The 14,908-nt window shown below is 55.9% G+C and carries 9 protein-coding genes; 6 read left to right on the forward strand and 3 right to left on the reverse strand.

The features are described 5' to 3' along the window. Positions 1 to 200: 200 nt before the first annotated feature. Positions 201 to 1,421 carry a UDP-galactopyranose mutase gene (gene glf, locus BREU_RS09710; protein ID WP_044089853.1) on the reverse strand — a complete coding sequence of 407 codons (1,221 nt, stop codon included), beginning with the start codon at positions 1,419 to 1,421 and terminating at the stop codon, positions 201 to 203. Positions 1,422 to 1,823: 402 nt separating this feature from the next. Here glf and BREU_RS09715 point away from each other — a divergent pair, with 402 nt between their 5' ends. After that, positions 1,824 to 3,083, forward strand: a complete 1,260-nt coding sequence (locus tag BREU_RS09715) for a nucleotide sugar dehydrogenase (RefSeq protein WP_044089852.1) — start codon at positions 1,824 to 1,826, stop codon at positions 3,081 to 3,083. Positions 3,084 to 3,877: 794 nt separating this feature from the next. Here the strand turns inward: BREU_RS09715 and BREU_RS09725 are convergent. After that, positions 3,878 to 5,131, reverse strand: coding sequence for an ATP-binding protein (locus BREU_RS09725; RefSeq protein ID WP_202962230.1), 1,254 nt, complete (start codon positions 5,129 to 5,131; stop codon positions 3,878 to 3,880). A gap of 428 nt (positions 5,132 to 5,559) precedes the next feature. On the opposite strand from BREU_RS09725, the gene BREU_RS09730 reads away from it, so the two are divergent. Next, entirely contained in the window at positions 5,560 to 7,896 is a 2,337-nt protein-coding gene (locus BREU_RS09730) for an LTA synthase family protein (RefSeq protein WP_330935792.1), read from the forward strand. Positions 7,897 to 8,012: 116 nt separating this feature from the next. Here BREU_RS09730 and BREU_RS09735 read toward each other — a convergent pair whose 3' ends face one another. After that, entirely contained in the window at positions 8,013 to 9,275 is a 1,263-nt protein-coding gene (locus BREU_RS09735; protein ID WP_044089849.1) for a HipA family kinase, read from the reverse strand. Between the two features lie 297 nt (positions 9,276 to 9,572). On the opposite strand from BREU_RS09735, the gene BREU_RS09740 reads away from it, so the two are divergent. The 4 genes from BREU_RS09740 (at position 9,573) to BREU_RS09755 (ending at position 14,789) form a co-directional block, all read left to right on the forward strand. After that, positions 9,573 to 10,604, forward strand: a complete 1,032-nt coding sequence (locus BREU_RS09740) for a glycosyltransferase family 2 protein (protein ID WP_044089848.1) — start codon at positions 9,573 to 9,575, stop codon at positions 10,602 to 10,604. A gap of 917 nt (positions 10,605 to 11,521) precedes the next feature. After that, on the forward strand, positions 11,522 to 12,577 hold the full coding sequence (locus BREU_RS09745) for a glycosyltransferase (protein ID WP_238567059.1): 1,056 nt from the start codon (positions 11,522 to 11,524) through the stop codon (positions 12,575 to 12,577). A gap of 122 nt (positions 12,578 to 12,699) precedes the next feature. Continuing rightward, a complete protein-coding gene (locus BREU_RS09750) occupies positions 12,700 to 13,530 on the forward strand; it encodes an ABC transporter permease (protein ID WP_044089847.1) in 831 nt (276 codons plus the stop codon). After that, positions 13,530 to 14,789 (forward strand): ABC transporter ATP-binding protein, encoded by a 1,260-nt coding sequence (locus BREU_RS09755; protein ID WP_044089845.1) that lies wholly within the window; start codon positions 13,530 to 13,532, stop codon positions 14,787 to 14,789. The genes BREU_RS09750 and BREU_RS09755 overlap by 1 nt, the downstream gene beginning before the upstream one ends. The last annotated feature ends 119 nt before the right edge of the window (positions 14,790 to 14,908 follow it).

Consider the following 14,908-nt stretch of genomic DNA (forward strand, 5'->3'; position numbering starts at 1 on the left):
GCCACTTTACCGCCGAATCCGCCAGCTTTCCGCCACGTTATCGCCAATGCGACGACCATGCAGCGCAAACATAGAACGGGCTGTCCCGTTTCGCAACTGGCGGAGCGGAACAACCCGTCGCTTCCCGTAGCGTCACGCCGGTCTCGTTCGACCGTGACCGTGGCCGCGTCCTCGCACGCGCTATTCAGCGGCCCGGCCGCCTACTTGGCGGCCTCGGCGGCGAGCAGCGGCGCGACCTGCTGCTCGTAGGCGGTCAGGGCGGTGTCGATCACGTTGTGCATGTCGTAGTACTTGTACGTGCCCAGACGCCCGCCGAACACGGTCTTCGGCTCGGCGGCGGCCTTCGCCTCGTACTGCGCGTAGAGGGCCTTGTCGGCCTCGGTGTTGATCGGGTAGTACGGCTCGTCGCCGCGATCGGCGAAACGGCTGTACTCCTCCCACACGACCGTCTTGTCCGGGTTCTGCTGTTCGCGGCGCTCCGGGTTGAAGTTCTTGAATTCGATGGCGCGCGTGTACGGCACGTCCGCGTCGGAGAAGTTCATCACCGGGCAGCCGAAGTGGTCGCCCTCGTCGTAGCGGACCTCCTTGAAGTCCACGGTACGCCACTTGAGATCGCCCAGCTCGTAGTCGAAATAGCGGTCCACCGGGCCCGTGTACACGACCGGCACGCCCGCCTCACGCAGCGCCTTCTTGTTGTACGGCTGCGACTCGTCGAAGAAATCGGTCTTCAGGGAGACGGTGATGCGCGGATCGTCGATCATCCGCTCCATCCATTTGGTGTACCCGTCCTTGGGCAGCCCCTCCCACGTGTCCTTGAAGTAGCGGTTGTCGTAGTTGAAGCGCACCGGAAGACGCTTGATGATCGACGCGGGCAACTCGGCCGGATCGGTCTGCCACTGCTTGCCGGTGTAGTTCTTGATGAACGCCTCATACAACGGACGGCCGATCAGCTGGATGCCCTTATCATTCAGGTTCGCCGGGTCGGTGCCGGCCAGCTCACCCGCCTGCTCCTCGATCAGAGCCTGCGCCTCGGCCGGCGTATAGTGCGCACGGAAGAACTGGTTGATGGTGCCGAGGTTGATCGGCAGCGAGTATACGACACCGTCGTGCGTGGCGTACACGCGATGCACGTAGCCGGTGAACTCGGTGAAGCGATTCACATACTCCCACACACGCCTGTTGGACGTGTGGAACAGGTGCGCACCGTACTTGTGAATCTCCGCACCCGTCTCCTCATCGAAGTACGAGTACGCGTTGCCGCCGATATGATCGCGCACGTCGATGATATGCACACGCGCACCCGCATGCTCCACCGCCTGCTGCGCCACCGTCAGGCCGAACAGGCCGGCACCAACCACCACCAGATCGGGGTACTCAACCACGTTCGCGTTCGCCGCCGCAGTCGCTTCACCCTGTGCCATGCGTCACCAACCTTTCATCATCCATGTTCACATGCGCTTGCATAGTCGCTTGGGTTCATGGTAGCGCGACCCTGACACCGCGGCTTCGGCTGGACGCTACGGACAGGCACCACGGCTGTCCTGACCTACCTGGTCGCCACCGCACCAATCTGTCCGATCGCCCGCCCCGTTGCAAATTCCTCTCACTGACGCCACACCAGCAAGAGGAATTTGCGACAAGGAGAACCATAGCCCGGATAACCGCATCAGCATGGACTAGGCTGGTGCTTGGTTGATCAAGGTAGTGACAACAACGGCCAGCGTGCGGCAACGCACGCGGTTGCTGCACGCGGTGCCCGGCAACAACGCCGGCGACGTCGGCGCAAACCAGACACAGGCGCAAACACAGGAAGGCAAGTCGATATGAAGATCGCGGTTGCAGGTACCGGTTACGTGGGACTTTCGGTGGCGCTGCTGCTGTCCCAGCACAATGAGGTGCACGCGCTGGACATCGTGCCCGAGAAGGTGGCCATGCTCAACGCCGGCAAAAGCCCTATTGTGGACACGGAGATCACCCGGTTCCTCGACGGCAACCAGTCCGGCGACCGTCCGCTCGACTTCCATGTGACGCTCGACCCGGCGCAGGCGTACACGGGTGCCGATTACGCGATCATCGCGACGCCCACCAACTACGACCCGCAGAAGAACTACTTCGACACCTCAAGCGTGGAGGCTGCCATCGCCGCCGTCCGCGAGCATGACCCGGATGCCTGGATCGTGATCAAGTCCACGATTCCGGTGGGATACACGGCGAAACTACGCGAGGAGCTGGGCGACAGGCGCATCCTGTTCTCCCCCGAATTCCTGCGCGAAGGCCATGCGTTGTACGACAATCTGCATCCGAGCCGCATCGTGGCCGGCGCACCGCAGGATGACGAGGAGGCAGTCGAGGCCGCGCACCGGTTCGTCGAACTGCTGTCCCAGGGCGCGGAGCCGTCCGAGCACGAGCGCATGAACCCTGATGGCACGGAAGGCATCCCGGAACTGGTGGTGGGAACCACCGAGGCCGAGGCGATCAAGCTGTTCGCCAACACGTATCTGGCCCTGCGCGTGGCGTACTTCAACGAGCTGGACACGTATGCGGAGAGCCGTGGTCTGAGCACGCGCGAAATCATCAAGGGCGTATGCCTCGACCCGCGCATCCGCGACGATTACAACAACCCGAGTTTCGGTTACGGCGGCTACTGCCTGCCGAAGGACACCAAGCAACTGCTCGCCAATTACGACAAGGTGCCCCAGAACCTCATCGAGGCGATCGTGGATTCGAACACCACGCGCAAGGACTTCATCGCCACGGAGATCCTGGAGCTGGTGGCCCGCGCGAAGGCGTCCGGCGTGGCCGACCCTGTGGTGGGCGTGTACCGCCTGACCATGAAGGCCGGTTCGGACAATTTCCGCCAGTCCGCCATCCAGGGCGTGATGAAGCGCATCAAGGGCAAGGGTGTCACCGTGCTTGTCTACGAGCCCACGCTCGACCAACCCGACTTCTTCGGCAGCGAGGTGACGCACGACCTCGCCGCATTCAAGCAGCGCGCCGACGTGATCGTCTCCAACCGCTGGAGCGACGACCTCGCAGACGTGAAGGACAAGGTCTACACCAGGGATCTGTTCAAGCGGGACTGATGAAAGGCTGGCGGTGAACTAGCCAGCAGCCTTGCGCAGTCGCCCCGCGGCCGAACGAGGCCGAACGGGCCGAGTTGGGGCGCCGCGCCGCGCAGCTCCTCACAGACAGCCAACCGGAAAGCACTCGTTTGCTGCTATCTGCCTTCAGTGAGGTACATTCGTGCCATTGCGGAAAGCTATCTGCCTTCAGTGAGGTACCTCAGGGACGAAAACGCAAGTACGAACCTTGCAATTACGGCACAGTGACGGTGTTTATACTCGAACTGTCCAGCTTTAGGAACCTCACTGAAGGCAGATAGCTTTCCGAAAAACACCGAATGTACCTCACTGAAGGCAGATAGTAGCCCATTCCCATGCAAGCATCCGACCGGCCCTATGCTGCGGCAGAAATTCATTGACCGCATTTCCGGCTCCGCCTGCCAGAGGAGCCGGCAGCTTTCCAGCCCTTCCACTTCAAGCATGCTTGGGGTTCTTCGTCCCCTTCACAACTTTATAGCGTTTTCTATTATAGAAATTTCTATAATTCCATCATCAATGCTCGAGTTACATATATATAAGGAGCTGCTGGGCCGGCTTCCGCTTCCCCAGCGCCTCCATTGTGCCGCGACCCGACAGATCCGACTGCTTGAAAAGCAGGTCTATGACGCCAAAGTCAAGAACATGAAATAATGCTGGGAGTTGTCCCAGCTGTCCAAGGAAACAAATGGCCCGCAACAGCGATGCGTTGGGTGGTACGTGCATCACACAACCCAACGCATCACACCACGTCAGCCAGGACCGCCGAGACACCTCGTTCATGCATCCAACAGCCAGCGCCATGCCGGAATGGCATCAATGCTCCCTTCCGGCACCTCAATCCGTTCTTCATAATCCGCGGTGACAATAACTCCGGAATCCACCCGGAAGCGGCGCATCGCCGCCTGCAATGCCCGAATCTCCCGCGTGCGCGTCTTTTCATCGTCGAGAGCCCAACAAACTTGAATCAAGTGATAGACATCCATGGCGATGGCATCGCCAACGACGAAATCAACCTCATGCCTGTTTCCACCATCCTGAAACAGCAATCGAGACACTGAACCATTTCGCACAAGCCTGGCGTCACGGCGGAGTTTCAGAAACACCGCTGTTTCCAACCGCTGACCACGCTCCAGCGCTGAAGCTTTGGAAAAAGCGTTGAACATGCCTTGGTCAATCGCATACACTTTGGCGGAGGAACGCGTGTTATCCGCCAAGGCGCGGGAGAATTCATTGACCTGGAACAGCAGGTATGCTTCCTCGTAATAGTCCAGCAGCGCCGAAAGCGATCCACGCGAAACGCGCAGCCCCCGGCTCGTGAGCATATTGGCTGTTTTGTTGACCGAGAGCTCGCGCCCGGACGACGCCAATGCCTGCGTAAGGAACGCCGATGCAGCCACAGGATTGCGAATGCCGTACCGGTCAATCACATCACTGGCCAATGTACGATTCGCGTACTCCTGCAACAACGCCACAGCGTCAGGCACTCCCAGCCCCTGCACAGTGATGAAGCCGCCACGTTCCAGATAGCCGTCCAGTCCATGCTTCAGATGAGCGATCTCCCCCGACGTGAACGTCCGACGCCCATTCATGTCAACCGGCACACCACTGAGATCGACACCATGGAATCGCATGTACTCCGAGAAGCTCATCGGGAATAATTCCCGAGGCAGCGAGCGGCCTCTGAACTCGGTTGCCACTTCCCGCGATAGCATTTTCGAAGACGAACCCGTCACGTACATGGTGACGTTCATCGTATCGACGAGACGGCGCAGAAACATGCCCCAGTCCGGCACTTCCTGGATTTCGTCGAAGAACAGGTACACTCCCTGCTCACGAACATCCGGGTACAGTTCGAAATACGAGTCAATCACATCCTGCAGCAATTGGGGCGTGAAGGGCTTAAGACGCTCATCCTCGAAGTTGAAGTAGAGCATGCGGTCTTCGGATACGCCGGCGTCACGCAACGCGCGCATCTCCTGAAACAGGCGATATGTCTTGCCACACCGCCGTACACCGACAATGGTGCGCACCAGATTGCCCCTTCGAGGCTCCGGAGCTCCCCCAGATCAAGATCACGCGGGAACACTTCAGGTACTCCCACGCTCTTCCATTCGCGAATTATGCTTTTTACCAGATCGCTCACACCAGTACCCACCTTCACCGTCGTCTTGATTCGCTATTCTATCTCTTGACTTTTTAGAGAGCAAGATTTATATGAATCTTGCTCTCCAGTAGAGCAAGATTTACTCTTTTTTTGAGCGAGACAGCGGTATCCAGCTGGCGCAATCCGCCAGCCGCATGCCCGGAAAGCAGATCCATGACGCCAAGGTCAGGAACATGCGCTGACGTTCAGCCATGATTGACGCCGCTCCGCAGAGCGTTAACAGAGGGTGAACCAGTCCTGAACTTGTCGCTATAATGCCCGAGGTACGTAGTCGTAACAGGAACGGGCAGAGCAGTGATCGATACCCGAAAGCAAGAGGAACCAACAGCGGAAGCTTCGGCAGCGTCGGCTGAAAACCCGGCCGACTCAGTTGAGACGGCCGGCACAGCACCTGACGCAATCAGCCCCGACGGGACCGACACTGCGGCCGACACAGCGGCCGACACGGCGGCCAATACGGCGAGCGAAGAGCCCGAAGGCACACAAACCGACAAGCCCGAGGCAACCAGCCTCGCCTCCATGCGGCAAACACTGCAATCTCTCTGGGCCAAAGCAAAGCCGGCCCGCGAGGCATGGGGCAAACGTCCGAAGCTTCCCTACACGCTGTACGCCGTGGTCATGGTGCTGATCGACGCGGCTGCGGTGCTGTTCATCCAGTGGGGCATGTATTCGGAGCCAACATATGCCGATCCGAATGCGGTGGACAACACCACCAAGATCCTCAACAGCGTGAAAGGCCAACTCACCAAGTTCGTCTCACAGATGTGGCTGGAGGAAGACAAACTCAATTGGCTGCTGAACTTCCTCGCCCTCGGCATGATCTTCTTGGTATTGGTGTTCGTGCTGAATCGTTTCTGGGTGGCTACAGCCGTGTTTTCCATCATGACGGGCGTCTATGCCGTGGCGAACAGCATCAAGGTCGATCTGAGGAACGAGCCGATCATCCCCTCCGACCTTGGGTTCCTCACCAGCGGCAACGGCGGGGAAATCGCATCATACATCCCGGAGAACAGCCTAACGCTGGTGCAAGGCACCATCAAGGCACTGATCTTGCTGACCATCATCTGTCTGGCACTCCAGTTCGTCGACCAGCGCCGATGTGTGATCCCATTCCATTGGCGCAAACCGTTCCGCGATACGAAAACCATCATCGGCAACGCCACACGTGTCATTGCGGCGGCAACGAGCATCGCGCTGCTGTGTACGTTCACCTGGACGCTCAGCATACCCGGCGCCTGGGGCTATGAATGGGCGAAATCCTGGGGTGATTCGCCTCGTCTGTATAACGCTGCGGAAGACGCCACGGTCAATGGTCCTGTCATCAATTTCCTGCGTCTGGCGCACCCAAAGATCATGGAGAAACCGGATGGCTACAGCCGGAAGACCATGGAGGAATTGGCCGGCAGATACACCGACGCGGCCAACAGCACCAATGAGTCGCGCGTCAACAACCTGACCGACAGCACTGTCATCATGCTTCTTTCGGAGACGTTCTCCGACCCGACGCGCGTGCCGGGCATCACCTTGACCGAGGATCCGATGCCGAACATACGCGCGCTGAAAGACGCCACGACCTCAGGTCTGATGCTCTCGCCCGGCTATGGAGGCGGCACCGCGAACATCGAATACCAGTCGCTGACCGGCCTGGATCTCGCACTGTTCGACGATTCAATGCAATCCATGTATCAGGAGCTGGTGCCACATCAGAAGAGCCCGTTCGCATGGAACCAGCTGTGGAACACCGCCTATGGCGAGACAGGCTCAGTGGCATTCCACCCGTATTACAAGAACATGTATCTGCGCGACGCGAACTACAAAAAGTTCGGTTTCGGCACGTTCTACGCGTTGGATAGCGACCCGGCGATCACTCATCAGGACAGAATCGACAATTCGCCATATGTGAGCGACGCGGCAGCCTATCAGAACATCATCGACCAGTTGAACAGCGAAGAGCATCCCCAGTTCGTGCAGATGGTCACCATGCAGAACCACATGACCTATGACGGCTGGTATGCTAACAACCAATTCGATCAGGCGAATATCACGGAGAACCTCAACGATTACGAGCGCGGTCAGATCAATACCTATACCAAGGGAATCAGTCTCACCGACCAGGCGACCGCCGACTTCCTAAACCAGCTGAACGCGATGGACGAGCCGGTCACCGTGATCTTCTATGGCGACCATCTGCCGAGTTCCTACCAGACCGCAGCCTCAGACGATGCGAATACGCTCGCATTGCACGAGACCGACTATTTCATCTGGTCAAACAATGCGTCAGCCTCGGCTGGAACGAAACTGGACACCAGCGCCAGCGCCACCGCCTACACGTCGCCGAACTACTTCATGGCGTTGGCTGCCGAGCATATGAACGCCAAGGTCTCGCCATATCTCGCCTTCCTCACCCAAGCCCGCACGAAGCTCCCGGCGCTGGAACGCCTGGTGCTTGGCGCAGGCGGATTCACCACCGACACATCGACCACATACCTGGACGCCGCAGGCAATGCCGTCAAGCGAAACGACCTTTCGGAACAGGCGGACAACATGCTGCACAACTATCAGCTCATTCAGTACGACATGACCGCCGGCAAGGGCTATTTGGCGGAGATGGGCTTCTTCGACATGAGGTGATTGCGCGCGTAGCGCGTCCGTAATTGCAGGACGGGCTGTCAGCGAAGCTGACTGGGGGAGAGAGAAAAAGCTGAGACACTCAGTTATTTGTGAGACAGACCACTAGCAGCCAGCACCTATGTCTCCTTAAGCAAGTCTTCGTTGCGAATCACGGGCGCGTTCCTGACCGCCGGGCGTAGCGCATCCAGCTGGACGGCGAGCTTCGACTCGTCCACCAAGGGAATGTCGAGCAATGAGCGGGCTGCAGCATGCAGGTACTCGTTCAACGCTTCGATACGGCCGTCTTCAAGCGGGTATGCCGGATCGTTCTCCAACGTGACATCCAACGCACGGCGCAGCATCTCATGCTGGCTGGCACCCATGATGCTCGCACACTGGTCGCGGAACGTCATGCGCGAGTTCGACGGCTGGCGCTCCTCCAACACTTTCGGCGTCCATGCGCCATGCTCCCAGTCGGAACGCATGTCGTTCTTGAACAACGACATGTTGTGATCGAACAGAGGAGCCGGACCGAGGATGCGCCCGGTATGGTTGTCCCGCAGGAAACCGTGGTTGTTGGCGTGGCGGTCCTGGTTGACGATAAGCGCGTCGAACACGAGCATCGTGCGCATCGCCTCGAACGACTCCTCGGACACGGCACGGGCGGCGGCCAAAATCTCAGGGAACGAGGCCAGCTGCGTGGCCGCGTAGAACGGCACGAACGAAACATCCTTCGAGTTCATGGATGGGCATACCGATGCCAGTTTGCCTTTCCAACGGGCGATACGGTAGTCGACCGCGTTCACGCCGAGCTTGTATGCCAGCTGCGAGGCAAGGTATTCGGAATACGGCTCCAGCCCGGCGTTCGCATAGCCCACGGAACCCGCCTTCCATAGTTCCAGACCATGTTGCATATGGCGCCACGCCTTCGGGAACTGCCCGTCTGTCGTCCATTCGCTCGACAGGCCGATCGCATGCTTCTCGCTCGACGTGTACCCGGTGTAGGCGACGATGGCGAGCGTATCGTCCAGCGGATTGTCGTACAGATTGATGTCCTCGAACCTCAGATTCTCATCGTCGCGTTCCACCCAGAACGAATCATTGACCGACAGTCCTTTGCACAGGTCGATGATGCCAAGGGTGTCCGAGATGTTCAGCCCGGCCTGTGCGAGAATCTGGGCGGCGAACTCGCGGTTTTTCGGAATCGTGCGCCGCTCCAGCCAAGTGGTGAGCTTCGCATCATCCGGCTCGGGTGCCAGCGGGAATGGGAGCAGCGTCCGCTTCGACTCGTCGAACCAACGGACGCGGGCTTCGATTTTGCCGGCCAGCAACCCCTCACCGTACACGGCGTCGAATCGAAGCAGCGGAACGTCGTACAGACGCAGCACATACCCGGTCATGCCTGCTCCTTCCGGCCCGAACGCCTGAACGCGCACGCGTTCAGGCGCCCAGACGCGCAACGCACCTTCGTCGGCCCCGACACAATCCCATACACCGACAACTGAGTACAGTATAGGCAAAGCCTTTGGAGACAAGGTCTTGGGACCGTAGCGATTGTCATCATTCGACAAGACGCCACTCCCGTTCCTGCACCGCGCGGCATGCGGACCGCTTCCGTGTGCCATACTGTTCATGTCCATATCGCTTCGATGGTCCGCCTGTTCCGGCCGGGCCGCTGACGTATCAAGAGGGATGCCATGACGCAGGATTCACCGCTTGTCTCCATCATCGTGCCGGTGTACAACGCCGAGAAGTATCTGCGCTACTGCGTGGATTCGATCCTGGGGCAGTCGTACACGAACCTTGAGGTGATTCTGGTGGACGACGGCGCGAAGGATTCCAGCCCCGCGATCTGCGACGAATACGCCGCGCAGGACGACCGCGTCACGGTGATTCACCAGACCAACGGCGGCATCTCCAAGGCGCAGAACGCCGGCTTGGATGCGGCGCACGGCGAGTACATCGCGTTCGCCGACAATGACGATATCCTCGACCGGCGCAACATCGAGCTGCTGTTGCATGCGCTGCTCAGCACCGGTGCGGATATGAGCAAGGCCCGCTGGCGTCAGTTCGGCGTCTCCCAGCTGGAGACGGTGGCCGCGGAAGCGGCAGTCGGCGCCGACGCCCCCGGCACGATCACCGTGTTCGAGCATCCGCTCGCCGCATATCAGACCGTGTTCTGCAAGAGTCTCAGGTTGATCGGGGACAAGCTCGGCCGCCACACCGAGGCCCGCTACTTTAACGAGGCCAACTGGTGCAGGCTGTATAAGCGCGAGCTATGGGACGGCATCAGATTCCCGGAGGGCATGTATGCGCAGGACGTGATGGTGGCCGGCGAGCTGTACTCGCGCATGGGCAAGGTGGCGGACATCGACGTGAACCTGTACAACTGGCTGCAGTCGGCCGGGTCGGTGACGCATAAGGAACGCAGCTTCGGCTTCTATCATGACAATTTCGCCGCCGGCGCCCACAACTTCCGCCTATGCTTGGAGCAGGGCATACGCCCGGGCCGCAGCTACTATACTTTGGTCGGCTCCTATCACGAGGAGGCTACCGCCCCGGACTTCAACACCCCCGAAAGCCAGGCGCAGCGCGAACTGGACACCCAGGAATTCCATGAGCTACTGGGCAAGCTTCCACTCCCCCAGCGCCTCCACTGTGCCGCGACCCGACAGATCCGGCTGCTTGAAAAGCATGTCTATGACGCCAAGGTCAAGAACATGCAATAGTCACCGTCTTATCACACCAACGATATAAGTAGGGTGCTGCGGGCCATATTCATTTTCACAGATAATCTCACGCACTTCGAGCGCGCCTGCCTGCGTGGCAATATACTCGCCAAGCTCAGGCAAACGAGCCCAGTGCCAAGAAGATACCCTCCTAAATCCTCTTCCCAAAGTAGATTTAACATACTCGCATATCCACATTTCCATTGCTTTCAGCCTTTCTCTGGAATCCCTCCCATCGTACTGTTTTGAAACGGCGTAAACCTGAGTTACTCTTGGGGATTGCCAGTAAGCAGCAGACCAGAAGCCGTCCAGCAAACCTTGACCGAATCAGGTGTAAACTATCATGGACAGAGCAGCGCCATCGCGCTGTTTGTGCTGACCGCAGGCCGATTGATCATGTCTCTTACACTGCATATGAGGTACCGCTGGCAGGAGAGCTTCGACGACGAACTCTTGATGAGCTGTTCGTTCAAAGAACACTTTCTGCTGGATTGGTTTGCAACGATTAAACATCGACTTATACGACCGTAATCCACAGCACATTCCGTTCTTCAGTTATTCTCAGCCTTCCGATTTGCCTATACCGTACAAAGCACCTACAAGATAATCAACATAGTGCTACTAGTCTGCCTTCTTCTGTCCATGACTCTGTTGGTAATCATCAGAATCCGCAAAAGACAGAGCCATGATTACATCTTGGAAGCACTCATGTCCTGAGGATTGGTAACAAACAACTTTATTTACATATTCGTCATAGCGTGGCTTTCGCAATTCCTTCCCGCCAATGCGCAATTCAGATATTCCATAGGCGGCTCTAACGTTTTGGTTAACGTGGGCTCACTCGTAGCTCTTGGCATATTAATCAACATGACCGATGCTAAACATAGCGCAGTGCTACACGACATACAATCCTCAACATGCACGTTGAAGCATGGGCTACACAATCACATTCATTAGTCTCGCTACTCACCGATTCGAACTTCATTCCCACTGTATTCTTGTTTATTATGAGAATATACGCGAATACCCGCATCTGGTTGTGGGAATCAAAGAACAAGCTACGACGTACATTGACGCACGCTGCTCGGCGTCTCAGCAGAAAGCAACGCATCATTGTTTCGTTGACCTCTTACCCACCTCGGATTGCTACTATCCACGAGTCGATTCGTTCGATTCTGGCTCAGAAAATGTTGCCGGATAAGGTGGTTCTTTGGCTTTATGAGGGTGATTTCCCAAACCGCGAAAAGGATTTGCCTGCGACACTTACGCATTTACTCGCTCATGATGTACAAATACGCTGGGTAACAGAGGATTTGAAGCCTCATAAGAAATACTATTGGGCACTTCAGGAGTTTACTCATGATCTAGTCATCACTTTTGATGATGACATGATATACCCCAATACATATATCTCTGAATTGGTGGCGGCACATCAGACTCATCCTGAGGCGGTCGTATCGATTCGCACTCATCTAATCACCTTCAATGTAGATGGCTCGCTTAAGCCGTATAACGAATGGATTTTTGAAGCGCCAGCACATTATCCGGCAATGCTGGATCGGCCTTCGATGCGTTTGTTCGGAACGAACGGTGCTGGTACCTTGTTTCCACCCCACATCATGCCTCCGGAGACGTTTGATATGCAGGCAATTCGCGATACGGCGCTGCGGGCAGACGACATCTGGATAAAGGTCATGCAAGTTATAGGCAGTATTCCCGTTGTCTCTGCAACAACGAACCAAGTAATCTCTTTGATTTCCGCCGAAGAAGCACGGACTCAAAACCGTATCGGTTTTGTACCAAACTCACAGACAGAAGCTCTTTGGAGCACAAACAGCGCAGGCGGCAACGACAAAGTAATTAAACAGATACTTGCATACCCTACGATTCGCAGAGCGTTGAACGGAGATTTCGCCGATCTTGTCAGAGACGACAGCTTTGATGAGCTCATGGACGATGCCACTCGTCAATAGCTTCCGCATGTCTGGCACAGTATCTGCGTCGCGTTTACCCCAGCCCATAGAATAGGCGGAACTAGTGAAGACTGCGCTGCCCAACAGGCAGCCATTGTTGTCGTTTGTAGAATGGAACGCTTGTGAAGCAACTAGTCAACAGACTTCAGGCTCGCTACCACTATGCATTGGTGGTTTTCAAAGAGCTGGTGAAAACCAATTTCAAACTGCGATATCAAGGATCGTTCCTAGGTGTACTGTGGTCCGTGCTTCAGCCTCTCATGCTGTTCGCTGTGATGTACATGGTATTCGTCAAATTCTTGAAGTTCTCGGATGGCACTCCGACTTTCCCGATTTCGCTATTGTGCGGCACCTGCTTGTGGCAGTTCTTCTCGGAATCCACCGGCATGGGAATGCGCTCCATCGTTGATCGTGGTGACTTGCTGCGTAAGATCCATTTCCCTAACTACATTATCGTGGCATCCACAACCATGGGGTCAATGATCTCTTTGGCTATCAATCTCGGAGTGGTTATTCTTTTCGGCACATTTGCCCATGCACATTACACATGGCGCGTATTACTCGTAATTCCCAGCATCGTCCAGCTCTATGCCATCTCTCTCGGAGTGGCGCTGCTGCTTGGATCCTTGTATGTATATTTCCGAGATATCGGCCATATCTGGGAAGTGGTTCTGCAAGCAATGTTCTATGCCACCCCTATCATCTACCCGATTTCAATGGTGGTCGACCGTGGTTTTGGATGGGCAGCAAAAGTAATGATGCTGATGCCCACCACCCAAACCATTATGGATATTCGCCACAACCTGCTTTCACCGGAATATATCCCGACCGTTTGGACCACAGTGAATAATAAGTGGCTATGCCTAATCCCCTACGTCAGCTCCATTGTGATCCTCTGGCTAGGCATTCACGTATTCCGTAAGTACAGCGCCAAATTCGCGGAGGTGCTCTAATGTCCGGCAACAACACAATCGACACTGCTGCCACCAACGATACTCGCCCAGTTGTTTTAAAGGTCGAGCATGTAGCCAAATACTTCCGCTTGCCCACCGAGCAGGCCACAGGTCTCAAAATGGCATTTCTGAACTGGACTCGTGGCATTAAAGGATACACCGAACAGCATGTGTTGCGAGATATCAATTTTGAAGTGCACCAAGGAGATTTCTTTGGCATTGTCGGACGTAACGGCTCCGGCAAATCAACACTGTTAAAAATCATCTCTCAGATTTACAAGCCCGAACAAGGCAAAGTAACAGTCAAAGGAAAGCTTGTTCCATTCATCGAACTCGGTGTCGGGTTTAATCCGGAACTCACTGGACGAGAAAACGTATACCTCAATGGCGCATTGCTCGGATTCACCCGCGAAGAAATCGACGCCATGTACAACGACATCGTGGATTTTGCCGAACTCGGTGATTTCATGGACCAAAAGCTCAAGAACTATTCGTCCGGCATGCAGGTGCGTCTTGCCTTCTCTGTAGCCATCAAAGCGCAAGGCGATATTCTTGTGCTCGATGAGGTTCTGGCCGTCGGCGACGAAGCATTCCAGCGCAAATGCGACAATTTCTTCTCCCAGATCAAGCATGATCCGAGCAAGACCGTTATCCTAGTAACTCATTCTATGGATGCGGTAAAGAAATATTGCGATAAAGCAATCCTCATCAAAGACGGTGAGATTGTAGTTTCTGGCAACAAAAATGATGTCGCTGATCAGTACACTCTCGAGAATCTGAAATCAGCAAAGAAATCACAAGAAGAGCAGCTTTCGGAAGGACAATATCCAGCAGGTTTGAGCGAACGCGTGCCCAAACTGGAGGTACGAGCAGATAGTTCGCCACTGGTCAAGACCAGTGATCCGTTCCGATTCCATGTTGAATATGAATTCAACGAAAAGGTAGCTTTCTATCTCATCCTCACGGTACTGGATATGCAACGCGGCGGTATTGTGTATGACACAGCAGCCGAATTACAACAAACGAAACATGGACACCAAACCGCAACATTCGAGTTGCCGCTCAATGCTATCTGCAATGGAAATTACCGTATTACAGCTCAACTGCGCATCTTGCCAGATCCTGACAATGTCAAATCAAACCAGCAGCTTGCCTATACCGATGAAAATCGTTCACTCGATTTTGCGTTGCGTATTCCGGGAAATAATGGGTATGCTCTACTTAACAAGAGCGCTATGCGAGTCGCACAAGTAAACTAATTGTGATGAAAACATAGGAGCTACCAAACATATCAATATGGGTTTGTTCCCACCATGTCAAATAGTAATAGAAACGAATCCTACAGCCCATTTAGATAGCTAATCGAACTATAGGTCTT

The organism is Bifidobacterium reuteri DSM 23975 (genome assembly GCF_000741695.1).
GTDB lineage: Bacteria > Actinomycetota > Actinomycetes > Actinomycetales > Bifidobacteriaceae > Bifidobacterium > Bifidobacterium reuteri.

What these genes read in the sequence shown, in the direction of transcription:
- glf (WP_044089853.1), bottom strand. Translation starts at nt 1,421, where the DNA reads ATGGCACAGGGTGAAGCGACTGCGGCGGCGAACGCGAACGTGGTTGAG.
- BREU_RS09715 (WP_044089852.1), top strand. Translation starts at nt 1,824, where the DNA reads ATGAAGATCGCGGTTGCAGGTACCGGTTACGTGGGACTTTCGGTGGCG.
- BREU_RS09735 (WP_044089849.1), bottom strand. Translation starts at nt 9,275, where the DNA reads ATGACCGGGTATGTGCTGCGTCTGTACGACGTTCCGCTGCTTCGATTC.
- BREU_RS09740 (WP_044089848.1), top strand. Translation starts at nt 9,573, where the DNA reads ATGACGCAGGATTCACCGCTTGTCTCCATCATCGTGCCGGTGTACAAC.
- BREU_RS09745 (WP_238567059.1), top strand. Translation starts at nt 11,522, where the DNA reads ATGCACGTTGAAGCATGGGCTACACAATCACATTCATTAGTCTCGCTA.
- BREU_RS09755 (WP_044089845.1), top strand. Translation starts at nt 13,530, where the DNA reads ATGTCCGGCAACAACACAATCGACACTGCTGCCACCAACGATACTCGC.